The organism is Burkholderia sp. RF4-BP95 (assembly GCF_001521985.1).
Taxonomy (GTDB): domain Bacteria; phylum Pseudomonadota; class Gammaproteobacteria; order Burkholderiales; family Burkholderiaceae; genus Burkholderia; species Burkholderia diffusa.
This window is the reverse complement of the sequence record NZ_LOSX01000029.1, coordinates 160,493-183,548: the sequence shown is the minus strand read 5'-3', so window position 1 is coordinate 183,548 and position 23,056 is coordinate 160,493. Positions and strand designations below refer to the sequence as shown.

Annotated in this window: 21 protein-coding genes and 1 tRNA gene; 9 read left to right on the top strand and 13 right to left on the bottom strand. The window is 66.9% G+C overall.

The annotated features are described in order from the left end of the window. Positions 1-112: 112 nt before the first annotated feature. From WS46_RS13265 to WS46_RS13255, 3 genes are all read left to right on the top strand, one after another. Positions 113-604, top strand: a complete 492-nt coding sequence (locus tag WS46_RS13265) for a TonB family protein (RefSeq protein WP_059530142.1) — start codon at positions 113-115, stop codon at positions 602-604. Between the two features lie 301 nt (positions 605-905). Next, on the top strand, positions 906-2,216 hold the full coding sequence (locus WS46_RS13260; RefSeq protein WP_059680776.1) for an MFS transporter: 1,311 nt from the start codon (positions 906-908) through the stop codon (positions 2,214-2,216). 98 nt (positions 2,217-2,314) lie between these two features. After that, a complete protein-coding gene (locus WS46_RS13255; protein WP_059530148.1) occupies positions 2,315-2,494 on the top strand; it encodes a hypothetical protein in 180 nt (59 codons plus the stop codon). A 57-nt stretch (positions 2,495-2,551) separates the two neighbouring features. Here the strand turns inward: WS46_RS13255 and waaC are convergent, their stop codons facing one another. After that, entirely contained in the window at positions 2,552-3,550 is a 999-nt protein-coding gene (waaC, locus tag WS46_RS13250) for a lipopolysaccharide heptosyltransferase I (RefSeq protein ID WP_059690790.1), read from the bottom strand. Positions 3,551-3,725: 175 nt separating this feature from the next. Here waaC and WS46_RS13245 point away from each other — a divergent pair, with 175 nt between their 5' ends. Further along, entirely contained in the window at positions 3,726-5,267 is a 1,542-nt protein-coding gene (locus WS46_RS13245) for a chloride channel protein (protein WP_059690789.1), read from the top strand. A gap of 116 nt (positions 5,268-5,383) precedes the next feature. On the opposite strand, the gene WS46_RS13240 is transcribed toward WS46_RS13245, so the two are convergent. From WS46_RS13240 to WS46_RS13220, 5 genes are all read right to left on the bottom strand, one after another. After that, the gene (locus WS46_RS13240) at positions 5,384-5,785 is read right to left on the bottom strand and encodes a YXWGXW repeat-containing protein (RefSeq protein WP_059690788.1); all 402 of its coding nucleotides are present in this window, start codon (positions 5,783-5,785) and stop codon (positions 5,384-5,386) included. A 157-nt stretch (positions 5,786-5,942) separates the two neighbouring features. Beyond that, positions 5,943-6,197, bottom strand: coding sequence for a cell division topological specificity factor MinE (gene minE / locus WS46_RS13235; RefSeq protein ID WP_006486661.1), 255 nt, complete (start codon positions 6,195-6,197; stop codon positions 5,943-5,945). 12 nt (positions 6,198-6,209) lie between these two features. Then, positions 6,210-7,025, bottom strand: a complete 816-nt coding sequence (gene minD / locus WS46_RS13230; protein WP_044849298.1) for a septum site-determining protein MinD — start codon at positions 7,023-7,025, stop codon at positions 6,210-6,212. 59 nt (positions 7,026-7,084) lie between these two features. Beyond that, complete coding sequence (gene minC / locus WS46_RS13225; RefSeq protein WP_059530157.1) at positions 7,085-7,852, bottom strand: septum site-determining protein MinC; 768 nt, start codon at positions 7,850-7,852, stop codon at positions 7,085-7,087. A gap of 166 nt (positions 7,853-8,018) precedes the next feature. Beyond that, positions 8,019-8,672, bottom strand: a complete 654-nt coding sequence (locus WS46_RS13220) for a GNAT family N-acetyltransferase (protein WP_236873226.1) — start codon at positions 8,670-8,672, stop codon at positions 8,019-8,021. A 538-nt stretch (positions 8,673-9,210) separates the two neighbouring features. Here WS46_RS13220 and WS46_RS13215 point away from each other — a divergent pair. Then, positions 9,211-10,371 (top strand): alkane 1-monooxygenase, encoded by a 1,161-nt coding sequence (locus tag WS46_RS13215; protein ID WP_059690787.1) that lies wholly within the window; start codon positions 9,211-9,213, stop codon positions 10,369-10,371. A gap of 33 nt (positions 10,372-10,404) precedes the next feature. Here WS46_RS13215 and WS46_RS13210 read toward each other — a convergent pair whose 3' ends face one another. The 7 genes from WS46_RS13210 to WS46_RS13180 form a co-directional block, all read right to left on the bottom strand. Then, the gene (locus WS46_RS13210) at positions 10,405-11,940 is read right to left on the bottom strand and encodes a methyl-accepting chemotaxis protein (RefSeq protein ID WP_059690786.1); all 1,536 of its coding nucleotides are present in this window, start codon (positions 11,938-11,940) and stop codon (positions 10,405-10,407) included. 205 nt (positions 11,941-12,145) lie between these two features. Next, positions 12,146-13,093 carry a phosphatase PAP2 family protein gene (locus tag WS46_RS13205; RefSeq protein ID WP_257129985.1) on the bottom strand — a complete coding sequence of 316 codons (948 nt, stop codon included), beginning with the start codon at positions 13,091-13,093 and terminating at the stop codon, positions 12,146-12,148. Between the two features lie 135 nt (positions 13,094-13,228). Beyond that, positions 13,229-13,319 (bottom strand) — tRNA-Ser (locus tag WS46_RS13200). Between the two features lie 130 nt (positions 13,320-13,449). Further along, on the bottom strand, positions 13,450-14,751 hold the full coding sequence (gene serS, locus WS46_RS13195; RefSeq protein ID WP_059690785.1) for a serine--tRNA ligase: 1,302 nt from the start codon (positions 14,749-14,751) through the stop codon (positions 13,450-13,452). Positions 14,752-14,985: 234 nt separating this feature from the next. Then, positions 14,986-16,296: a replication-associated recombination protein A gene (locus WS46_RS13190; RefSeq protein WP_014897797.1), complete on the bottom strand. Its 1,311-nt coding sequence runs from the start codon at positions 16,294-16,296 to the stop codon at positions 14,986-14,988. A gap of 200 nt (positions 16,297-16,496) precedes the next feature. Next, entirely contained in the window at positions 16,497-17,186 is a 690-nt protein-coding gene (lolA, locus tag WS46_RS13185) for an outer membrane lipoprotein chaperone LolA (RefSeq protein WP_059690784.1), read from the bottom strand. A 46-nt stretch (positions 17,187-17,232) separates the two neighbouring features. Then, entirely contained in the window at positions 17,233-19,542 is a 2,310-nt protein-coding gene (locus WS46_RS13180; RefSeq protein WP_059530170.1) for a DNA translocase FtsK, read from the bottom strand. A 287-nt stretch (positions 19,543-19,829) separates the two neighbouring features. On the opposite strand from WS46_RS13180, the gene trxB reads away from it, so the two are divergent. The 4 genes from trxB to WS46_RS35290 all read left to right on the top strand — a co-directional run bounded on the left by trxB (position 19,830) and on the right by WS46_RS35290 (position 23,055). Beyond that, positions 19,830-20,792, top strand: coding sequence for a thioredoxin-disulfide reductase (gene trxB / locus WS46_RS13175; protein WP_059690783.1), 963 nt, complete (start codon positions 19,830-19,832; stop codon positions 20,790-20,792). Between the two features lie 135 nt (positions 20,793-20,927). Then, positions 20,928-21,707, top strand: coding sequence for a Smr/MutS family protein (locus WS46_RS13170; protein ID WP_059690782.1), 780 nt, complete (start codon positions 20,928-20,930; stop codon positions 21,705-21,707). Continuing rightward, the gene (locus WS46_RS13165) at positions 21,694-22,317 is read left to right on the top strand and encodes a trimeric intracellular cation channel family protein (protein WP_059530178.1); all 624 of its coding nucleotides are present in this window, start codon (positions 21,694-21,696) and stop codon (positions 22,315-22,317) included. Before WS46_RS13170 ends, WS46_RS13165 begins: the two co-directional genes overlap by 14 nt. Positions 22,318-22,485: 168 nt before the next feature. After that, positions 22,486-23,055 (top strand): hypothetical protein, encoded by a 570-nt coding sequence (locus tag WS46_RS35290; RefSeq protein WP_156437098.1) that lies wholly within the window; start codon positions 22,486-22,488, stop codon positions 23,053-23,055. Position 23,056 lies beyond the last annotated feature (1 nt).

Here is a 23,056-nt window from a genome sequence, read left to right as displayed (position 1 = left end):
GCCATCCCTCGCGAATCGCCAGGTCGCGCTTCGCCCACTATGCGTTTCTCCCGATAACAGGTCGCGCCGGGACGCCTATCATTTTTTTATAGTCACCCTCCGGCACTCCGCCATGTCCCCTCTTCCCCTCTCATGCGCCAGCCGGCTGCGTATTGCCGCGCTGGTCGCCGCCTCGTTGCTTGCCGCGTGCACGATCACGCCGCCGCCGTCGCTGCACTCGGTGCTGACGATCCCGTCCGTCATCCGCAGCGCGAATCGCGACCAATATCGCGTGGAAGTCGCGCGCTGCGTGACGGAGCACAATCCGTCCGGCGTCTCGCACGGGACGCCGCAGGCGATGCTGCGCTCGCTCGTCGTCGTCGCGTACACCGTCGATGGCAGCGGCCGCCTCGTCAACGCGTCCGTCTATCGCAGCAACGGCGACAGCGAAGCGGAAGGGCTCGCGCTCGCGTCGCTGCGCCGCTCGGCACCGCTGCCGCCACCGCCGTCGAAACTGCTGGACGGCAATGGCCGGCTCGAGATGATGGAAGGCTGGCTGTTCAACGACGACGGCCATTTCCAGCTGCAAAGCACTGCATCCGCACAGGCGCAATCGATCGACTGAGCCCGCGCCCGCCCGCGATTGCCGCTATGTCGCGGCGCTGGCTATAATTTTCCGCAATCGCGCGGCCACCCTCCCGCGCGCGCGTTCGCGCGCCGCACCCGGCATGCGAGCCGACCATGCCGGCACAGGGCGGCGGCGGCCTATCCGTCTCCATCGTCGACCGGCGGGTGACGTCCGCGCCACGACGCGCGTCCACGCCGCTACCGCATCATCCGCCCGGCTGCGCTCTCCCGGCAGGTGTCCACCTGCCTGCCCGAGCGCACGCTCAGTCGAATGCCCCAACGACAAAACGGAGACATCCATGTCCGCATCTCCCCCGGCCGTTGCACACGCAACCGGTTCGGCCGGCGCCGTCAGCCACCGGCGCATCGTGTTCGCGAGCTTCATCGGCACCGCGATCGAGTTCTACGACTTCTACGTGTACGCGACCGCCGCGGCGCTCGTCATCGGCCCCGTGTTCTTTCCCCACGGCTCCGCGACCGCGCAGGCGCTATCCGCATTCGTCACGTTCGGCATCGCGTTCATCGCGCGGCCGATCGGCTCGTTCCTGTTCGGCCACTTCGGCGACCGCATCGGCCGCAAGTCGACGCTCGTCGCGTCGTTGCTCGTCATGGGCGTGTCCACTACCGCGATCGGCTTCGTGCCCGGCTACGACACGATCGGCACGCTCGCGCCGGTGCTGCTGTGCGTGCTGCGCTTCGGCCAGGGCATCGGCCTCGGCGGCGAATGGGGCGGCGCGGCGCTGCTCGCGACCGAGCACGCGCCGCAAGGCAAGCGCGGCTGGTTCGGGATGTTCCCGCAACTGGGCCCGTCGGTGGGCTTCCTGATGTCGAACGGGCTGTTCTTCGCACTCGCGCTGTCGCTGTCCGACGAACAATTCCGCAGCTGGGGCTGGCGCATCCCGTTCCTCGTCAGTGCGGTGCTCGTCGCGCTCGGCCTGTACGTGCGGCTGAAGATCACCGAGACGCCGGCGTTCCAGGCCGCACTCGACCGCAACGAACGCGTGCGCGTGCCGGTCGCGACGCTCGTCTCGCAACACTGGCAGCCCACGTTGCTCGGCGCGCTCGCGATGGTGGTCTGCTACACGCTGTTCTATATCTCGACGGTGTTTTCACTGTCGTACGGCGTGTCGACGCTGCATATTCCGCGCCAGAGCTTTCTCGGCCTGCTGTGCTTCGCTGTCGTGTTCATGGGGCTCGCGACGCCGCTGTCGGCGTGGGCGTCGGATCGCTTCGGCCGCAAGCCGGTGCTGGCCGTCGGCGCGATCGCCGCACTGCTGTCCGGCTTCGCGATGGAGCCGCTGCTCGGCAGCGGCTCGATGCCGCTCGTCGCGCTGTTCCTGACGCTCGAGCTGTTCCTGATGGGCGTGACGTTCGCGCCGATGGGCGCGCTGCTGCCCGAGTTGTTCCCGACCAACGTCCGCTATACGGGCGCGGGCGTCGCGTACAACCTCGGCGGGATCCTCGGCGCGTCGATCGCGCCGTACATCGCGCAGCTGCTCGCCGCGCGCGGCGGCCTGTCGTGGGTTGGCGGCTATGTGTCGGTCGCGGCGGCGATCAGCCTGATCGGCGTGCTGCTGATGCGCGAAACCCGCGACGCATCGCTCGTCTGAGCCTCCGGGGCGCCCCGGGTTGTTCGGCGGGCGGCGCTGCCTATACTCGATCCGGGGGCGCCGTCGTGCACCCCCGGATCCCCGAAGGAGCCGCCGCGATGAACATCCACCTCAACAACGCCGACCTCGTGCTGATCCTGGCGCTCGCGCTGGGTGGCGCCCTGCTGCTCGCGGCACGCTTCCGGCCGAAAACCTGGCGCGGCCTCCTGTTCGAGGCGTTGCTCGCCAACCTGGCCGCCGTCGCCGCGGTGATCACGGTCGAAGCGCTGCTCGCCTGAACCGATCGGCTCCGTTTCCCCGGGGCCTGTTCACACCGAAAGCCGGGCCTGTGCAGGCTAGGCCGTCAGCCGCTCGCGCTGCGCGTCGTAGGCCGGCCCGACCGCATCGATTGCATCGAGTGCCTGCGCCACCGACGGCGGCACACCGGGCTCGCCGATCGACAGTGCATTCGGTGCGCCGCCGATGCCGCAATGGTGGCGCGAGGTCGCGACGAAAATCATCACGGTCGGCCGCTGCAGCGCGTGCGCCATGTGCACGAACCCGGTATCGACCCCCACCACGAGCGCAGCCCGGCCGATGGCCGCGCCCAGTTCGCGCACCGACATCGCCGGCAGCACGATCGCGCCCGGCGCGCGGGCGGCAATGTCCTTCGCATCGTCGTGCTCGGCGGCCGATCCCCACGGCAACAGCACGCGCACGCCGCGCGCCATCATCCGGATGGCCAGCGCGGCCCAGTCGTCGGCCGGCCATTTCTTGTCGGGGTTGGACGTCGCGTGGAACAGCAGCATGAACGGTGCGCCGTCGGTCACGGCGGGCGGCAGGTTCGCATCCTGGGGCGGGACGATCCCGTACGTGGCGATGCCTTCGGGGACATAGCCCAGCGCCTCGCCGGCGCTCACGCGCATTCCGTGCCACGCGTCGCAGTCCGGCCGCGGGCCGAAGCGATGCGAGTACGCGAAACGGGCGCCCGTCTCGCCGAGATCCTGGGTCTGATAGCCGACACGGCGCGCGGCGCGCGCGAGTGCCGAGATGATCGCGCTCTTGTAGACGCCGTGCAGGTCGATGACGGCGTCGTAGCGGTGCGCGCGCAGCGCGCCGATCGACGCGGAGATCGCCTTCAGGTCGCCACCGTTGCGCAGCTTCTTGAACCGCCGCAGCGGCGCGCAGAGCACCTCGCTCACGCCCGGATGCCAGCGCACGACCTCCGCGCACGATTCGTCCACGGCCCAATCGACCGTCACGCCCGGGAAGGCGCGATGGAGGTCCGCGACGACGGGCAGCGTCTGGACGACGTCGCCGAGCGACGTCACTTTCACGATGAGGATGCGTTTCACGTTCGTTATGAGGAATGGCTGGCCATTGCGCCATGCTAACGACGCTTGCGGTGCGCAGACATTACGCCGACATTACATTTGCAACAAAATGCGACGTTCTTGTGAATATTTGTCGAGCCCCGGCCGCATCGGGTTCTTTTTATAATGCGTTCTTTGCTCTTCCGGCCCGCTGCCGATGCAACGCCCTCCCCTTCCCGCACTGTTTCCTGCTCTCACCCGCCGGTCGCTGCGGATCTGGCGCCAGTATGGCGTGTTCTGGCTCGGCGCGATCGCCGTCGGCCTCGCGGCGGTGCTGTACGCGCGACTGATCGACTGGGGCTACGACACATTCCGCACGATGCGCGACCACGCCACATGGCTGCCGCTGCTGCTGACGCCGTCGATCGCCGCGGCGTCGGCATGGCTCACGCGCCGCTTCTTCCGCGGTGCCGAGGGCAGCGGGATCCCGCAGGTCATCGCGACACTGCACGCGAGCCCGAGCGCATTCGGTGCGCGGCTGCTGACGCTGCGCATCCTGTTCGGCAAGGTCCTGATCTCGTTCCTGGGGATCCTCGGCGGCTTCACGATCGGCCGCGAAGGCCCGACCGTGCAGGTCGGCGCGGCGCTGATGTTCAACCTGCGGCGCTTCTACCCGCGCTCGAACGCGCAGATCGAACGGCAGCTCGTGCTCGCCGGCGCGGCGGCCGGCCTGTCGGCCGCGTTCAACACACCGCTCGCCGGGATCGTGTTCGCGATCGAGGAGCTGACCCGCAGCTTCTCCGCCCGCGCAAGCGGCGTGCTGATCACCGCGATCATCCTCGCCGGTGTCGTCGCATTGGGCTTGAACGGCAATTACACGTACTTCGGCACGATCGACGCCGGCCAGCATTTTCCGAAGATGCTGGCCGTCGCCGTGCTCGTCACCGCGATCGTGACGGGCATCGCGGGCGGCCTTTTCAGCTGGCTGCTGCTCAATACGGGCCGCTGGCTGCCCGCGCGCCTGCTCAGCCTGTATCGCGAGCGCCCGATCGCGTTCGCGGCGCTGTGCGGCTTCGTGATCGCGGTCGTCGGCCTCGTGTCGGGCGGGACGACGTTCGGCAGCGGCTATGCCGAGGCGCGCGGCCTGCTCGACGGCCATGAACGCCTGTCGGTGCTTTATCCGTTCCTGAAGATGGTGTCGATGGTCGCGTCGTACCTGCCGGGCATCCCGGGCGGGATCTTCGCGCCTTCGCTGTCGATCGGCGCCGGGTTCGGCAACCTGCTGCACATCGTGTTCGGCGACATGAGCCTGCCGATGCTGATCGCGCTCGCGATGGTCGGCTACCTCGCGGCGGTCACGCAGTCGCCGATCACGTCGTTCGTGATCGTGATGGAGATGATCAACGGTCACGCGCTCGTGATTTCGCTGATGGCGACCGCGCTGGTATCGAGCCGCATGGCGCGCTTCTTCGCGCCGCCGCTCTACGAAACACTCGCCGAACGCTATCTCGCGCCGCCCGCCGCCACCGCCGAACCCGCCGCGGCACCGGCGGCTGCGGCCGGTGTCGTCGAGCCGCAGGATGCAGCCGCCGCGCCCGCCGATCCGCTCGACACCCTGCGCGAGCGGGACGCTGGCGAGCCGGAGGCCCCAGTGGCCGGCAACGTCGCCACGCACACGCCGGCGACGCCGCACGAGCCCGACCCATCCGCATCCGGTGCGAGCGGCCCGGCGCGGACGGGCCCGCGTGACCCTCAGTAGATCACCACCGGCGCCGGCCGATAGTAGACGGGACGCGCCGGCACGACGATACAGCCGGCGAGCGTGATCGCGACGAGCGCGATGGCAATGGCGGTTCGTTTCATCGCATGCCTCCGTCAAGCCCAGTGGCCGCGGTTCCAGAACCAGTTCGGGCCACGCTGATCCCAGTGGCCCGGCACCCAGTGCATGCCGATGCGCTCGGCTTCCCAGTGACCGCCGATCCAGACGTAGCGGCCGTGATCCCAGCGCCAGTGCCCGCGCTCCCACACGTAGCCGACGCGCGCGTCGGGCACGACCTCGTAGCGCACGGGCGGCGGCGCGTTCGGCGCGACGACGACGATTTCCTCGACGGGCGCCGTCACCGGTTCGGCGACGACCATCCGGCCCGACTGCACCATCACCGGCGCACCGACGAGAATTTCGTCCGCGCGTGCGGCAAGCGGCGCGGCGATGGCTGACAGGCCCGCGGCGAACAGCGCGAGCGAAACGATACGACGTCGAACGGTAGAGACAGCCATTACAACCTCCTGATTGACAAATGACGCGAGCGTATTCGTTCAATGCGGGAGGTCGATCGGCGGCCGACAGGCGCCGTGTTACGGCGAGCCCGAAAGTGCAACAGGGCGTAAGACGCGCACGACGGCATGCGCCGCCGTGCGGGGGGACAGGCAAGCGTCAGGCTTGCGGGATCTCGATCTTCACTTCGAGGACCTCGAGATCGTCCTGGCGCTCGAGGCTCACGCGGATGTCATCGTTCGAAATATGGACGTACTTCGAGATGACCGCGACCAGCTCCTTCTGCAGCGCCGGCAGGTAATCGGCCGGCGGCCGGCCGCCGACCCGCTCGTGCGCGATGATGAGCTGCAGGCGCTCCTTCGCGACCGATGCGGACTTCTTCTTCTCGCCGAGGAGAAACGAAAGGATGGACATGGGCGGCCTCCGTTACTTGCTGCCGAAGAGGCGCTGCAGCAGGCCCGGCTTCTGATAATCGGTGAAGCGCAGCGGCTTGTCCTCGCCGAGGAAACGAGCGACGACGTCCTTGTACGCTTCCGCAACGTCGGTGCCGTCGATATGCACCGCCGGCAGACCCTGGTTCGATGCGTGCAGCACGGCTTCCGATTCCGGCACCACGCCGATCAGCTTGATGCGCAGGATCTCGCTGATGTCCTCGAGCGACAGCATTTCGCCTTCGCTCACGCGCTTCGGGCTGTAGCGCGTGATCAGCAGGTGTTCCTTGATCGGATCCTTGCCTTCGGCCGCGCGCTTCGTCTTCGACGACAGGATGCCGAGAATGCGGTCCGAGTCGCGCACCGACGACACTTCCGGGTTCGTGACGATCAGCGCTTCGTCCGCGAAGTACATCGCGTGCAGCGCGCCCGCCTCGATGCCGGCCGGCGAATCGCAGACGATGTATTCGAAGTCCATCGCGACCAGGTCGTTCAGCACCTTCTCGACGCCGTCACGCGTGAGCGCATCCTTGTCGCGCGTCTGCGACGCCGGCAGGATGAACAGGTTCTCGCACTTCTTGTCCTTGATCAGCGCCTGGTTCAGGTTCGCTTCGCCCTGGATCACGTTGACCAGGTCATACACCACGCGACGCTCGCAGCCCATGATGAGATCGAGGTTGCGCAGGCCGACGTCGAAGTCGATCACGGCCGTCTTGTGGCCGCGCAGCGCGAGGCCGGACGCGAAGCTCGCGCTGGTCGTCGTCTTGCCTACGCCGCCCTTGCCCGAAGTCACCACGATGATTTTTGCCATTTACCCAATACCCTGTGTTCGTCAATGAGAGCCGATCGATCCGGAGCGTGCCGCGTGAATCACGTCAGGCGCAGCGGTTCGATCATCAGTTTTTCCTCTTCGAGCCGGATCTGCACCGATTTGCCCAGTATGTCGGCGGGCAACGGGTTCTCGGTCGTTCGATAGATACCCGCGATCGAAATCAGTTCCGGCTCCAGACACGTGCAGAAAATGCGCGCGTCGTGATTGCCGTGCACGCCCGCGAGTGCGCGGCCGCGCAACGGCGCGTAGATGTGGATGTTGCCTTCCGCGATGATCTCGGCGCCGTGACTGACCGGCGCAAGCACCACGAGGTCTCCTTTCGCGTAAATCTGCTGCCCCGAACGCAGCGGCCGATCGATCACCAGCGTCTGGCCGCCCGCCGCAACCGGCGTCGGCGCGGGTTCCGGTGCCGGTTCGGCTGCCGCGGCAGCGGCCGGGGCCGCGACAGGCGCCGGCTCCGCTTCCTCGGCCGGCTTCGCCGTCGACACGCGGCGGTCGCGCGCCTCGAGCAACGGCAGGCCGGCTTCCGCCGCCCAGCCCTGCGTGGCGAGCGCGACGACGCCCACCGGGCGCATCCGCACATCGTTCAGCATCTGGCGGATGTCGGCAAGCGCGACGCGTTCGCCGTCCGCGAGGCGGCGGACGTCGATCGCGACGACATCATCGGCAAAAAACTCGGGAGTCGCTTCGAAGCGCTTGACCAGTTCGGTACGCAACGCATCGAGATCGGTCGTCTTCACGGTGAACAGCAACGTATCGACCGATCCGCTGCGCAGCTCGAAGAATGGCGATTTTTTAAGCGACATGGACACTCTGCAAAAAATTTTTGCGTATTTTACAGGCGTCCACGCGCGCGGCCATTATTTTTGGGGAACCGGGTGGCGACGGTCGCGGCGAACGCGCAACCGGCAGGCGGGCAATCGGACGGGCGGCCGGGTATTCATCGCACCGTGCGGCCCGCGCATTCATGCGTCAGGGCGTGTTGACGTGCGACACGAACAACGACTTCATCGCGCCGGGCATCCGCGCGATCGGCGCATGCTCGCCCGTGTTGCCGAAACCCGCGCGTTCGTAGAAACGGATCGCGTTGCGGTTCGCATCGGCGATCCATGCGTAGACGTCCTGCGCACCGCGTTCGGCCAGCCACGCAGTGGCCGTTTCGAGCAACAGCACGCCGCCGCGCAGGTGGCGGACCGCGTGCGCGACCCACAGCTCGCTGACGAACGCGCGCCGCTCGGGCGTATTGTCGAAATACGCGCCGATCATGCCGGCCGGATGGCCTTCGGTATACAGCAGGAAAGTCGTCGACTCGTCGGACGCGGCACGCAGCGCGGCGACGGCCGCCGCCGCGTCGGAATCGACGTTCAGCAATTCGGCCTCCGGCGCTTCCCCGGGCGCGTAGGGCTCGCGCAGCGATGCGGCGCGGAGTTCGCGATACACGCGGCCTTGGTCGGCAGCGATACGACGAACGGTCAAGGTCGAACTCATGCAGGCACAGCCCCCTTCGGACAGCAAGCTATTAGCTTCAACCGAAAGCGGGGCATGAGTCAAATCGTAATTTTCAAATGGCAGCGCCGATCGAAAGGCAATCGATGTCGCGCACACGCCGGTGTGCAGGTGCAGCATCGATGCGTCGACGTGCGGCGACGCATACGGCCCGCACTGCGAGACCGGAGGCGTCGCCTCGCTCGCCTTGTCATGCATGGCGCTCATGCGGCGAGGGTCCTGCATTTCGTCGTCGAGGCCGTAATGGTTCGTTACATATGTATCCAGACGAACCGCGCCGCCGGGCGGCTTCGCGCCGCGCCTGCTGCGCCGCAACATTCGTTGCGAACTTCGCCGCCGAATGCACGCGTGCGTCGCGCCGAGCATTCATCTGACAAGAACGCAGGCCGCGCAAGGGAATCGGCCCGCGCCCGCCTGTTTCAATCACCCCATGCCGGCCCTTCCCGACCGGTGTCATGCACGGTCCGCCGTTTGGAGTTGCACGCCTAACGCGAGGGTTTGGAAAGCGTGCGCGACGGTCGTATAAATGGCACAACCGGACCAACGATCCGGGCCGCGCGTCGTGCCGCTGATCCGCGACGATTCGAACGACGACGAACGCGTCACCCGGCCGCCGCGCCCGCACACGCGGGAGCCGGCCAAAACAAGGAGGGAGACAATGGCAATGACCGACGCATCGGCCTCGGGCTGGTCGGATGGCAAACGTTATCTATGGCTGCTCGGCGCGGTGACGATCACGCTGCCGATCCTCTCGGCCCAGCTCGCACTGTCGACGGGCCTTCACGTGTTCTGGTGGTTCGGCCCGCTGTTCGCGTTCGGCGTGATCCCGGTCCTCGATACGCTGATCGGCGACGATCGCGACAATCCGCCCGAAGCCGTCGTCCCGCACCTCGAACGCGAGCGCTACTACCGCTACATCGTCTATCTCGCGACGCTGGTCGAATACATCGCGTTCTTCATGTGCGTGTGGATCGTCGGCACGCATGCGCTCGCGTGGTACGACTACGTCGGCTTCGCGCTGTCGCTCGGCGCCGCGACGGGCATCTCGATCAACACCGCGCACGAACTCGGGCACAAGACCAACCGCTTCGAGCGCTGGCTCGCGAAAGTCACGCTCGCGCCGGTCGCGTACGGACATTTCTTCGTCGAGCACAATCGCGGCCATCACGTGCGCGTCGCGACGGCCGAGGATCCGGCGAGCGCGCGCTACGGCGAATCGTTCTGGGCGTTCCTGCCGCGCACCGTGACCGGCAGCATCCGCTCGGCCTGGCGGCTCGAGACGGCGCGCCTCGAGCGCCTCGGGCATTCGCCGTGGACCTGGCGCAACGAGGTGCTGCATGCGTGGGCGATGACCGTCGTCGTGTGGGCCATCGCGATCGCGATGGCCGGCAAGGTCGTGATTCCGTTCCTCGTGATCCAGGCCGTGTACGGTGCGTCGCTGCTCGAAGTCGTCAACTACGTCGAACACTACGGGCTCGGCCGCCGCAAGCTGCCGAGCGGCCGCTACGAACGCTGCACGCCGCAGCATTCGTGGAACAGCAATCACGTCGTCACCAACCTGTTCCTGTATCAGTTGCAGCGGCACGCCGACCATCACGCGAACCCGACACGCTCATACCAGGCGCTGCGCCACTTCGACGACTCGCCGCAACTGCCGGCCGGCTACGCGACGATGATCCTGTTCGCGTATGTGCCGCCGCTCTGGTATCGCGTGATGAATCCGCGTGTCGTCGCGCATTACGGCGGAGACATGGCGCAGTCCAACATCAAGCCGTCGATCCGCGCGCGCGTGCTCGCACAGTATTCGGCCGCGGCGTGATGCTCGACGGTGTGGTCGCGGTCTGCGATGTCGTCACGCGGCCTGCGGCAGCCTGAACACGGCGACCGCGTGCCGCAGCGCGCTCGCCTGCTCGGCCAGCGCCTGCGTCGCGGCCGACGCCTGTTCGACCAGCGCCGCGTTGCGCTGCGTCGCCTCGTCCATCTGCGTGACCGCGACGTTCACCTGCTGGATCCCGCCACTCTGCTCCTGCGATGCGGACGAAATCTCGCCGACGATCGACGTGACCCGCTGCACCGCGCCGACGATCTCGTGGATCGATTCGCCCGCGCGCGCGATCAGCACGGCGCCCTCGTCGACCCGCCGCGTCGATTGCTCGATCAGCGCCTTGATCTCCTTCGCGGCGGCCGCGCTGCGCTGCGCGAGCGTGCGCACCTCCGACGCGACGACCGCGAAGCCACGCCCCTGCTCCCCCGCGCGCGCCGCCTCGACGGCCGCGTTCAGCGCGAGGATGTTGGTCTGGAACGCGATGCCGTCGATGACCGCGATGATCTCGCCGACCTTCGCCGCGCTGGCGGCGATCCCGCCCATCGTGTCGACGGCGTCGGTCATCACGCCGCCGCCCGCGGACGCGATGTCCGACGCGTCGCGCGCCAGTTGCGCCGCGTGCTGCGCGTGCTCGGCCGACTGACGCACGATACCCGTCAGCTCGGTCATGCTGGCGGCGGTTTCCTCGAGCGACGCAGCCTGCGCCTCGGTGCGCGACGACAGGTCATGATTGCCCGCCGCGATCTGCGCGCTCGCGGTCGCGACGGCTTCGGCATGCGTCCGTACCTCGAGCACGACGCCCGACAGGCTTGCCTGCATCGTCCGCAACGCCCGCAGCAGATCGGCGATTTCGTCACGACCTGCCGCGTCGACATCGCGCGTCAGGTCGCCACCCGCCACCGCCTGCGCACAGGCCACGGCGCGATCGAGCGGCCGCAGGATCGCGCGGCTGAACAGGAACGCACCGATCATCGCGATGCCGAGTACGATCAGCATCAGCACGACGCTCGCCGCGGTGGCGTGGCTCGCATCGCGGCTCGCTTGCGCCGACACGGCGGCGCTCTCGTCGGCAATCGCCTTCGCCGCGCGCTCGAGCAGCGCGGCGGGTGCACGGTCGACGCCCGCGACGGCCGCATCTCCGGCCGTCGGCTCGAAGCCAGCGGCCTTGAATGCGTCGAACCCGCGCCGATAGCCGTCACCCATCGCGGCATGCGCGCGCATGAACTGCTCGACGAGCGTACGGCTCTCGCCGGGCGGCAACTGGTTCACGAGCTGCGCGGCGAGCGTATCGACCGTGCGCTCGCGCGTCTGGAATGCCTGCCAGTACTTGTCGAGCTTGTCGGGCTGCTTGCCGCGCAGCAGCGTGTCCTTCCATTCCTGGACCTGCAGCTTGAACTGCACGAGCGTCGCCGACACGAGCCGCTCGTCGGCGACCCGGGTCTGCACGTCGTTCGCGAACGTATCGATCGAGCGATTGAGGATGCGGATGCCGTACAGCGCGCCGCAGAACATCAGCAGCAGCGCGATGGCGAATGCGAGGGGAATCTTGTAGCTCAGCTTCATGGGACCTTGAATCGACGGGAAACGGCGACGACGCAAAAGGCGCGTGCCGTCGCCCATTGTTAACGGCGCGCGAAACCAAGGCTGAAGCAGGACATCGGCAGCGGGATTCCGCCGGAGCGGCCGCGAGGAGGACGGCGGTTCGGCGACGGCGAGGAACCGGGCCCGCCGGCACGCAAGGGGAACTTGCGACTCTGGCGTCGCGCGATCAGGTCGGGCTTGCCGCGTGCGGTCCGGCCGCCTCGATCGCGCGTCGACCGCCCATCCAGCGACGCACCGCGGCGATCGACAGCGCGCCGCACACGATCCCGGCGATCACGTCGGCGAGATAGTGGCCGCCCTGCGTCGGCGTCGACGCGATCATCACCGCATTCAGCACGATCGCAGCCGGAAACACGTAGCGGACATGCCGCACCGCATACGCGAACAGCAGCGCCAGCATCACGTGAAACGACGGCAACGACACGAGCCCCTGCGCGTCGGCCAGATTCAGTTGACGGAGCTGCCCGCTGCGCAACAGGCCGTAGTGCGTCACCGTCGATGCGGTGCCCGGGTCGGTGATGCCGAAATGGACGAATGCGCTGGCGGCGGGGAACGGCGTGGAGACGAGCACGACCACGATCACCGCGAACATGAACTGCGCGACGAACTCGGCGAGATCGTCGACGCGACGGACCGCCGCGAGGATGAACGGCACCGCAAACAGTTGCGGCATGCCGCTGCGATACGCGAGGTCGAGCACACGGTGCAGGCCGGCTTGCGCCGTCACCCATCGGTACAGGTCCGGCCAATGGAAACCGAGCATCGCATCGAAGCGAACGAGATGGCTTTCGATCGACGGCGGGGCGATCGCCACGCAAAGATAATCGAGCACGGCGACGGCCGCGCTGAGCGTTGCGAGCAGCGCCACGCTCAGTAGCGCGAATGCGAATTCGCGACAGCGCAGCGTTCGCGCGATGTCGCGATAGCGGCGCACGCGAGACAGCACGGCAAGGAACGCGCTTGCAGCAAAGCCGAGCGCGACGTGCCGCGCGAACTCGACGACGCTGCCAGGATTCACGACCCAATCCGCGTGCGTGACACACATGCCGGCGGCAAGCGCCGTCAGCAATACCGCGCCGGTCAGCATCCCCCAGATTCGCGTGCTCGCACTCATCGTGGCTTTTTGTCATTCGTGTGACGGGCCCCAACGCCTGGGCGCTATCGTACACCGCCATCGACGCAGCGTTCACTCACGCGCGACCCAAACGAAAAACCCCGTGATCCTTCCGGATCACGGGGCTTCGCATTTTGGCGGAGAGGGTGGGATTCGAACCCACGGTACGGGGAAACCGTACGCCTGATTTCGAGTCAGGTACATTCGACCACTCTGCCACCTCTCCTTCCTTGCTGCTTCATTTCCCGGTTGGTCGTGTCCGGGAAAGAAAAGATTATAGAACGATCTCTTTGAATCTCACAAGCCCTTTTTGCAAATTTTTTGCGGGGCCTTCGAAGACCAATCGCGGAGCAATCTCACGACGCCTGCGCAGGCGCTTCGATTCGCTCCATGCCGCCCATGTACGGACGCAGTGCCTCCGGCACCGTGACCGAACCGTCGGCATTCTGGTAGTTCTCCAGCACGGCCACGAGCGTGCGGCCGACCGCGAGGCCGGAACCGTTCAGCGTATGCACGAGTTCCGGCTTGCCCTGCGCGTTGCGGAAACGTGCCTGCATGCGGCGCGCCTGGAACGCCTCGGTGTTCGAGCAGCTCGAGATTTCGCGATAGGTGTTCTGCGCGGGCAGCCACACTTCGAGGTCGAACGTCTTCGCGGCCGAAAAGCCCATGTCGCCCGTGCAAAGCGTGATCACGCGGTACGGCAGGCCGAGCTTCTGCAGGATCGCTTCCGCGTGGCCGACCATCTCGTCGAGTGCCGCGTACGAAGCGTCCGGTGCGACGACCTGCACCATCTCGACCTTGTCGAACTGGTGCTGGCGGATCATGCCGCGCGTGTCGCGGCCGTACGAACCGGCTTCCGAACGGAAGCACGGCGAATGCGCGGTCAGCTTGATCGGCAGCGCGGCGCCTTCGACGATCGATTCGCGCACGGTGTTCGTCAGCGAAATCTCGGACGTGGAGATCAGGTACTGCGTGATCGTGTTTTCGGCGCCGCCCTTCTCGACGCGGAACATGTCGTCGGCGAACTTCGGCAGTTGGCCGGTGCCGTAAAGGATTTCGGGGTTCACGATGTACGGCGTGTACGTCTCGCTGTAGCCGTGCTGCAGCGTGTGCGTGTCGATCATGAACTGGGCGAGCGCGCGGTGCAGGCGTGCGATCGAGCCGCGCAGCATCGTGAAGCGCGCACCGGCGAGCTTCGCGCCGGTTTCGAAATCGAGGCCGAGCGGCGTGCCGACGTCGACGTGATCCTTCACCGCGAAGTCGAACTCGCGCGGCGTGCCCCAGCGGCGCACCTCGACGTTGTCGGCCTCGTCCTTGCCGACCGGCACGCTTTCGTGCGCGATGTTCGGCATGCCCAGCATCAGGTCGGACAGGCGCGTCTGGATCTCGCCGAGCTTGGTCTCCGACGCCTTCATCTCGTCGCCGATCCCGCCGACTTCGGCCATGACGGCCGACGTGTCCTCGCCCTTCCCCTTCATCGCGCCGATCTGCTTCGACAGGCTGTTGCGGCGTGCCTGGAGCTCTTCGGTACGGGTCTGGATCGCACGGCGTTCCGCTTCGAGTGCGGAGAACGCGGCGACGTCGAGGGTGTAGCCGCGATCGGCGAGGCGCTTCGCGACGCCGTCGAGGTCTTTGCGCAGCAACTGGATGTCGAGCATGGGAGGACTTGGAAAATCGTTGTGTAAGACGGGAATTCTAACGCACCGCGGGGCCGCCACGGCATTGGCCGGATGGACAGTGCCGCAAACGCGTGACGGGCGTGGGAATATCGCAATCCCGGCTGCGCGTCGGCAGCCGGCGAAACGCGTCGCGCGGCGCCGCTGCTCGGCGTGGACAGCAGCGCCGGCCAGGGCCCCGCAAGCGCTGATCCGATCCAAGCCGCGCGCGGCCGGTCAGTCCTTCTTGCCGGCCTCGCGGTCGAGTTCGCGCAGCCACGCGAGCTTGTCGGCGATCTTCGATTCGAGCCCGCGCGGCACCGGCTTGTACCAGCGCGGCTCGCGCATCCCTTCCGGCAGGTACGACTCGCCGGCCGCGTAGGCATTCGGCTCGTCGTGCGCGTAGCGATACGCGTGACCGTAGCCGAGTTCCTTCATCAGCTTGGTCGGCGCATTGCGCAGATGCACGGGGACCTCGCGCGACTTGTCCTGCTTCACGAACGCCATCGCCTGGTTGAACGCGTTGTAGCCCGCGTTGCTCTTCGCCGCGCACGCGAGATAGATCACCGCCTGCCCGAGCGCCAGCTCGCCTTCCGGCGAGCCGAGCCGCTCGTAGGTCTCGGCCGCGTCGTTCGCCACCTGCAGCGCGCGCGGGTCGGCGAGGCCGATGTCTTCCCACGCCATCCGCACGATCCGGCGCGCGAGATATTTCGGATCCGCGCCGCCGTCGATCATCCGGCAGAACCAGTACAGCGCGCCGTCCGGGCTCGAACCGCGCACCGACTTGTGCAGCGCCGAGATCTGGTCGTAGAAGTTGTCGCCGCCCTTGTCGAAGCGCCGCGCGTTCAGCGTCATCGCGCTGCTGACGAAATCGGCATCGATGGTCGTGACCCTGGCGGACGATGCGGCCGTCTGCGCCTGTTCGAGCAGGTTCAGGAAGCGCCGCGCGTCGCCGTCGGCATAACCAATCAGCGTATCGATCGCCTTGTCGTCGAACGCGAGGCCGTCGAGCGCGATTTCCTGCGCGCGCTTGAGGAGCTGGCGCATCTCGTCGTCGTTCAGCGACTGCAGCACGTACACCTGCGCCCGCGACAGCAGCGCCGAGTTGACTTCGAAGCTCGGGTTCTCGGTCGTCGCTCCGATGAAGGTCACGAGCCCCGACTCGACGAACGGCAGCAGCGCGTCCTGCTGCCCCTTGTTGAAGCGGTGGATTTCGTCGACGAACAGGATCGTGTGGCGGCCGGTGCGGTTCAGCGTGTCCTTCGCCTGCTCCATCGACTCGCGGATGTCCTTCACGCCGCCGAGCACCGCGGACAGCGCGATGAACTCGCAGTCGAACGCGAGCGCGGTAAGACGCGCGAGCGTCGTCTTGCCGACGCCGGGCGGCCCCCACAGGATCATCGAATGCGGCTTGCCGGATTCGAACGCGAGCCGCAGCGGCTTGCCTTCGCCCAGCAGATGCGTCTGGCCGATCACCTCGGCGAGCGTCTTCGGCCGCAGCGCCTCGGCGAGCGGCCGGCGCGGCTCGACTTGAAACAGGTCGGACATGAACCCTCGCTCCAGATCAAACGATGGCGGCCGAACCGGCCGCCGGACCCGACATTATGACAGCCGCACGACGGCGCCGCCGGGCCGGATGCCCGCGCCCGGTGCCCGCGCCCGGTGCCCGCGCCCGGTGCCCGCGCCCCAAAACAACACGGGCCTGCCGTCGCCGGCAGGCCCGTGTCGGGAAAATGGTGCGGTGCCGATCAGCCGTTGATCACGTCCGCGCCCTTCGGCACGACGAACTTGAACGCATCGCTCTTCAGCGGCGGGTTCGTCTGGATGTTCGTGAAGGTGAGCAGCGTGACGTTGCCGAACACGTCGTGCAGTTCCATCGCGGCGAGCGTGCCGTTGCGGAACCCGATGCCGATCCGCTGGAACTGCGTGTCCTGCGCCTTCGGCAGCATCTCCAGCCACTCGATGCCGCCCTTCTCGCCGGCGTCGCGCAGCGTGTAGTTCTTGTCGAGATCGTTGCTGCCGAACAGGATCGCGGCCGGGCTCGCGCCCAGCGCGCCGTTCAGCTTGCGCTCGGTGACCTGGTTCAGGTCGCGGTCGTACACGTAGAGCTTGTCGCCGTCGGCCTGCAGCACCTGCTGGTACGGCTTCTGGTACGTCCAGATGAACTTGCCCGGACGCGAGAACACGAACGTGCCGCTCGAGTTGTCGTTCGGCTTCGGCGTGGCCTGTGCGGCGCTCGCGCCCTTGGCCGGCGCCTTGACGATCTGCTGCGTGAAATCGCCTTTCGCCGATCGCACCTGCGACACGAAGGCCTTCAGTTGCTCGGTGCCGCCCGCGAACGCGTGCGTCGCCGCGAGCATCAGCGATGCGCCGGCGAACACCGCGCCGAGCCAGCGCCGCGTCGAACGAAGGGAAGGGACGAACGAAAGTTGCTGCATGTTGCGGTTTTCTCCCTGGGTGGCCGGCGCTGCGGGCGCCGCGGACTCATTCCGCGTCGCGCGCCGGCACAAGAATTTCGCGGTTGCCGCTCGACGACATCGCCGACACGAGCCCCGACTGTTCCATCTGTTCGAGCAGCCGCGCCGCGCGGTTGTAGCCGATCCGCAAATGGCGCTGCACGAGCGAAATCGACGCGCGGCGGTTCTTGATGACGATCTCGACCGCCTGGTCGTACAACGGATCAGACTCGCCGCCGCCTTCGCCGGTTCCCGCGCCGGCCGAACCCTCGTCGCCGTCGACGGTGCCGCCCTCGAGCAGCCCTTCGACGTAGTTCGGCTCGCCCTGCTCCTTGAGCTTGTCGACGACGCGATGCACTTCGTCGTCGGCGACGAACGCGCCGTGCACGCGCACCGGCAGCCCGGTGCCCGGCGGCAGGTACAGCATGTCGCCCATCCCGAGCAGCGATTCGGCGCCCATCTGGTCGAGAATCGTGCGCGAGTCGATCTTCGACGACACCTGGAACGCGATCCGCGTCGGCACGTTCGCCTTGATCAGGCCGGTGATCACGTCGACGGACGGACGCTGCGTCGCGAGGATCAGGTGGATGCCGGCCGCGCGCGCCTTCTGCGCGATCCGCGCGATCAGCTCCTCGACCTTCTTGCCGACGACCATCATCAGGTCGGCCAGCTCGTCGATCACGACGACGATGTTCGGCAGGCGGCCGAGCGGTTCGGGATCATCCGGCGTCAGGCTGAACGGATTCGGGATCTTTTCCTCGCGCTTCGCCGCTTCGTCGATCTTGTTGTTGTAGCCCGCGAGGTTGCGCACGCCGAGCTTGCTCATCAGCTTGTAGCGGCGCTCCATCTCCGCGACGGTCCAGTTCAGCGCATGGCCGGCCTGGCGCATGTCGGTGACGACCGGGCACAGCAGGTGCGGAATGCCTTCGTAGACGCTCATTTCGAGCATCTTCGGATCGATCAGGATCAGACGCACCTGCTCCGCGGTGGCCTTGTAGAGCAGCGACAGGATCATCGCGTTGATCCCGACCGACTTGCCCGAACCCGTCGTGCCGGCGACCAGCAAGTGCGGCATCTTCGCGAGATCCGCGCACACCGGCTTGCCGCCGATGTCCTTGCCGAGGCTCAGCGTCAGCGCCGACGACGCGGCCGCATAGACTTCCGAGCCGATGATCTCGGACAGGTGGACCGTCTGGCGGCGCTGGTTCGGCAACTCGAGCGCCATGTAGTTCTTGCCCGGGATCGTCTCGACCACGCGGATCGACACGAGCGACAGCGAACGCGCGAGATCCTTCGCGAGATTGACGATCTGGCTGCCCTTCACGCCGGTGGCCGGCTCGATCTCGTAGCGCGTGACGACCGGGCCCGGATACGCTGCGACGACGCTCGCCTCGACACCGAAGTCCTTCAGCTTCTTCTCGATCAGGCGCGACGTGAATTCGAGCGTATCGGCCGAAATCGCTTCCTGCGTCTTCGGCGCGGGATCGAGCAGCGACACCGGCGGCAGCGTCGAATCGCCCGGCAGGTCGGTGAACAGCGGCACCTGGCGCTCGCGCTCGACGCGCTCGGACTTCGCCGGCGTGACGACCGGCGGCACGATCGTCACGGGCTCGTGATCCTCGATGCGCACGCGCTCCTCTTCGACCTTCCCTTCGCGGCGCACGGCCGCGGCCTCGCCGAGCTTGCGGTCGCGTTCGGCCTCGCGGCGCAGCTTCGCGACGTTGACGGCGGACAGGATCGCGCCGCCGACGCGCTCGGCGACCGACAGCCACGAGAAGCGGAAATACAGCGACAGGCCGATCGCGAGCAGGATCAGGAGCAGCAGCGTGCCGCCGGTGAAGCCGAACGCATGCGACATCGCACCCGCGACGGCCTCGCCGATCACGCCGCCCGGCGCGCGCGGCAGCTGCACCTTCAGCGACCACATCCGCAGCGCCTCGATGCCGTCGCACGCCAGCACGACGAGCACGAACGCGAAGATCTCGGTGAGCCAGCCGATCGGCCGCTCCGGTTCGTCGGCGACCGCCTCGTGACGCGTGATGCGCCGGTAGTTGACCGCGATGCGCCGCCCGAGCGGCACGATCAGCCAGTAGGCCGACAGGCCGAACAGCAGCAGGATGATGTCGGCCGTCCATGCACCGACGCGGCCGGCCCAGTTCGAGATGTGGTCCACCTGCGCGGCGTGCGTCCAGCTCGGATCGCGCCGGCTGTAGCTCAACAGGGCCATCACCAGAAAAGCGCAGAGCGCGACCTGGAGAATCCAGCGGATCTCCGTGAGGAGCTTCGACATCCGGTGCGGCAACGCCTGTGCCTGGGCGGAATAAGGAGCTTTTGCCATGAATCCGTATAAAGAGGACGGGCCGCGCGCCCGCCTGTCGTTCGATCGCGCTTATTGTAAACGCTGCACCGGGGCGTCAAGTGTAAATGACGGTTACATAAGAGGGCCGGGGCGCCGAAGCGACCGCCGGGCAATGCTATCGCCACGATTGAAACTCTCGTTCGGCAGCGCAGCAACGGGGCCTTTATAATGCGCGTCTGATACCCATCTATGACGGCATCCCGGTCAACCCGGATCGTACGGCGGGCCTACCCCGCCCGCCGCGGCCGCCTTTTACGGATTCGCACATGTCCACGCCCAAACACGCCAAAGTCCTGATTCTCGGTTCCGGCCCCGCCGGCTACACGGCTGCCGTCTACGCGGCACGCGCCAACCTGTCCCCGGTGCTGATCACCGGCATCGCGCAGGGCGGCCAGCTGATGACCACGACCGACGTCGAAAACTGGCCGGCGGACGCGAAGGGCGTGCAAGGCCCGGAACTGATGGCGCGCTTCCAGGAGCACGCCGAGCGTTTCAACACCGAAATCGTATTCGACCACATCCACACCGCGAAACTGCACGAAAAGCCGATCCGGCTGATCGGCGACTCGGGCGAATACACGTGCGACTCGCTGATCATCGCGACCGGCGCGTCCGCGCAGTATCTCGGCCTGGCTTCCGAGGAAGCATTCATGGGCAAGGGCGTGTCGGCCTGCGCGACCTGCGACGGTTTCTTCTATCGCAACCAGGAAGTCGCGGTGATCGGCGGCGGCAACACGGCCGTCGAGGAAGCACTCTACCTGACGGGCATCGCGAAGAAGGTCACGGTGATCCACCGCCGCGACAAGTTCCGCGCCGAGCCGATCCTGATCGACCGTCTGCTGGAGAAGGAAAAGGAAGGCGTCGTCGACATCAAGTGGGATCACGTGCTCGACGAGGTGACGGGCGAGGAATCGGGCGTGACGGGCCTGCGCATCAAGAACGTGAAGACCGGCGAGAAGCAGGACCTCACCGTGCAGGGCGTGTTCGTCGCGATCGGCCACAAGCCGAATACCGACCTGTTCCAGGGCCAGCTCGAGATGAAGGACGGCTACATCCTGACGAAGAGCGGCCTGCAAGGCAACGCGACGTCGACCAGCGTGCCGGGCGTGTTCGCCGCCGGCGACGTGCAGGACAACGTGTATCGCCAGGCGATCACGAGCGCCGGCACGGGCTGCATGGCCGCGCTCGACGCGCAGCGCTACCTCGAAAGCCTGCACGACAAGAAGTAAGCGTCAGGCCTTCGCGCGCCGGGCGCTACAATGGCGTCCGCTGCCGCGAAGCGGGCTCGACCGGAAAGCCGCTGCCGCCGTGCAGCGGCTTTTTTGTGCCCGCGCGTCCGAACGCGCCTGCCCGGTTACCGAATCATGGCAAAGAACCAGCCCCATCCGAGCGATCCCGCGAAGCGGCAGATCGCCGCCCGTCCGTCGAACCCCGCGCCCGCCGCGCCGCCGCCCGCGCCCGACGCAGCCGCGCTGCGCGGCCAGGGTCTGGCCGGCCTCGGCGCGTTGCGCAAGTCGCTGCAAGGCGAAGCCGACCGCCGCGAGCGCACCCGCGTCGAAACCGCGAAGGCCGCCCGTCAGGCCGAGGCCGACGCGAACCTGTTCCGCAACGAAATCGGCGCGATCCGGCCGCTGAACGCGCCGCCGCGCGCGAAGTCCGGCCGCACGCCGCCCGACCCGGTGCCGAAGCAGACTCGGCGCGACGAGGAAGACGTGCTGAATGCGACGCTGTCCGACGAATTCGATCCCGAGACGCTGCTCGACAGCGACGAATCGCTGTATTACCACCGCCCCGGCATCAGCCGCGACGTCGTGCGCAAGCTGAGGAGCGGCGCATGGATCGTGCAGGCGCAGCTCGACCTGCACGGGATGCGGCGCGACGAAGCGCGCGACGCGCTCGCGGAATTCATCCGCGAGGCCGGCAAGAAGGGGCTGCGGTGCCTGCGCGTGATTCACGGCAAGGGGCTCGGCTCGATCGGCAAGGAACCCGTGCTGAAGGGCAAGGTGCGCGCATGGCTCGTGCAGAAGGAAGAAGTGATCGCGTTCTGCGAGGCGCGCAGCCACGACGGCGGCGCGGGCGCGGTGCTCGTGCTGCTGCAGCCGCTCGCGGCGCCCGCCGATCGGGGGCCGCGTGCCGCATCCTAGGCTGACGCTCGCGATCGCGGTACTGGAAGCGATCGCGACGCTGGCGTTCGCGATCTCGGGTTTCATCGAGGCACGCAAGAACCGGCTCGACTCGGTCGGCACGTTCGTCGTCGCGCTCGCCACCGCGTTCGGCGGCGGCACGCTGCGCGACATCCTGCTCGAGCGCCGGCCGTTCTACTGGGTCGTGCACGACGACTACGTGATCGCGATCTTCGTGCTCGCGCTGTTCGCGCCGTTCGTGCTGCGGATGCTGTCGCGGCTGTCGGCCGAGCGGCTGCTGCTGGTGGCCGACGCGATCGGGCTCGGCATCTTCAGCATCTCCGGTACCGCGATCGCGCTCGATGCCGAGATGCCGCGCTTCATCGCGGTGATGATGGGCGTGATCACGGGCGTGGTCGGCGGGATCATCCGCGACGTGTTGTGCAACGACATCCCGCTGATCCTGCGCGATTCGCGGCCGTACGCGACCTGCGCGTTCATCGGCTGCTGGTTCTACCTGCTGCTCGCGTGGCTTCAGTTCGATTCGGTGTACAGCGTGCTGCTCGCGACCGGCTTCATCCTCGTCGCGCGGCTCGCGACGTTCAAGTTCGACGTGCGGTTGCCGCACTGAATTCAAGCATCGCTTGAAACACAAGGGATGGTTGGAACACCTCCTTGTTGTTGCACGCCATTGATTCGAAACCGAGCGATTTATCAGACACAGTTTTTTGCATTCCCATTTCAATACTCAGTACTCCATGCTACGTTCTGCTCGACAAGTGCAAACGAGTGACACGGCATGACCATTTTTTTTGCGGTAGTTGAAGACGATCCGCTGGACAGCGGCGGCTACGTACTGGACGGAGGTAAATGTGGAACGATCGTGGGAGAAGACGGCAAGCGTCGGAAAATCACATTCGTCGGACAACGCGCGTGGTGCAGCAGTTGCGAAAGCTTCGGAACGATTGAAGCAGCGCCCGGCGCCCCGAACAAGAAGCGAATGCGTGACTTCACTTCCGCAGGGAGAGTTCAAGCCTTGAGCGGCGATTGGGTCCGATGTCGCTGTGATCGCTCTCCTCGCATCATTTCCCGATATGGACGCAAATGGAAAATTGACACTCGGAATTGCGATACCGGATCGGAATCTGGGCTCGCCGCAACGCAGGCGGTTACGGCAACTGCATCCTCCACCTTTGACGACCGCTTCGTCTTTCGGGACGCTGCTGGCAATCCGCTAAGCAACGTCGCTTATGCGTTACAGCGCGACACGGGAGCATTCGAATACGGCCGAACGGACGCATATGGACAAACTCACATGCTCACGTCCGCGCCGCATGCCGAAAACATCACGATCTATCTCGCGGAATAGC

Bases quoted from the DNA above. Each gene is read 5' to 3' on its own strand.
- WS46_RS13220 (WP_236873226.1), bottom strand. From the start codon at position 8,672: ATGCTGCACCTGCACACCGGCGTGTGCGCGACATCGATTGCCTTTCGA.
- serS (WP_059690785.1), bottom strand. From the start codon at position 14,751: ATGCTCGACATCCAGTTGCTGCGCAAAGACCTCGACGGCGTCGCGAAG.
- minD (WP_044849298.1), bottom strand. From the start codon at position 7,025: ATGGCAAAAATCATCGTGGTGACTTCGGGCAAGGGCGGCGTAGGCAAG.
- minC (WP_059530157.1), bottom strand. From the start codon at position 7,852: ATGTCGCTTAAAAAATCGCCATTCTTCGAGCTGCGCAGCGGATCGGTC.
- WS46_RS13190 (WP_014897797.1), bottom strand. From the start codon at position 16,296: ATGTCCGACCTGTTTCAAGTCGAGCCGCGCCGGCCGCTCGCCGAGGCG.
- WS46_RS13180 (WP_059530170.1), bottom strand. From the start codon at position 19,542: ATGGCAAAAGCTCCTTATTCCGCCCAGGCACAGGCGTTGCCGCACCGG.
- minE (WP_006486661.1), bottom strand. From the start codon at position 6,197: ATGTCCATCCTTTCGTTTCTCCTCGGCGAGAAGAAGAAGTCCGCATCG.
- WS46_RS13265 (WP_059530142.1), top strand. From the start codon at position 113: ATGTCCCCTCTTCCCCTCTCATGCGCCAGCCGGCTGCGTATTGCCGCG.
- trxB (WP_059690783.1), top strand. From the start codon at position 19,830: ATGTCCACGCCCAAACACGCCAAAGTCCTGATTCTCGGTTCCGGCCCC.
- WS46_RS13260 (WP_059680776.1), top strand. From the start codon at position 906: ATGTCCGCATCTCCCCCGGCCGTTGCACACGCAACCGGTTCGGCCGGC.
- WS46_RS13170 (WP_059690782.1), top strand. From the start codon at position 20,928: ATGGCAAAGAACCAGCCCCATCCGAGCGATCCCGCGAAGCGGCAGATC.
- WS46_RS13215 (WP_059690787.1), top strand. From the start codon at position 9,211: ATGGCAATGACCGACGCATCGGCCTCGGGCTGGTCGGATGGCAAACGT.
- WS46_RS13205 (WP_257129985.1), bottom strand. From the start codon at position 13,093: ATGAGTGCGAGCACGCGAATCTGGGGGATGCTGACCGGCGCGGTATTG.
- WS46_RS13240 (WP_059690788.1), bottom strand. From the start codon at position 5,785: ATGGCTGTCTCTACCGTTCGACGTCGTATCGTTTCGCTCGCGCTGTTC.
- WS46_RS13245 (WP_059690789.1), top strand. From the start codon at position 3,726: ATGCAACGCCCTCCCCTTCCCGCACTGTTTCCTGCTCTCACCCGCCGG.
- WS46_RS13255 (WP_059530148.1), top strand. From the start codon at position 2,315: ATGAACATCCACCTCAACAACGCCGACCTCGTGCTGATCCTGGCGCTC.
- WS46_RS35290 (WP_156437098.1), top strand. From the start codon at position 22,486: ATGACCATTTTTTTTGCGGTAGTTGAAGACGATCCGCTGGACAGCGGC.
- lolA (WP_059690784.1), bottom strand. From the start codon at position 17,186: ATGCAGCAACTTTCGTTCGTCCCTTCCCTTCGTTCGACGCGGCGCTGG.
- WS46_RS13210 (WP_059690786.1), bottom strand. From the start codon at position 11,940: ATGAAGCTGAGCTACAAGATTCCCCTCGCATTCGCCATCGCGCTGCTG.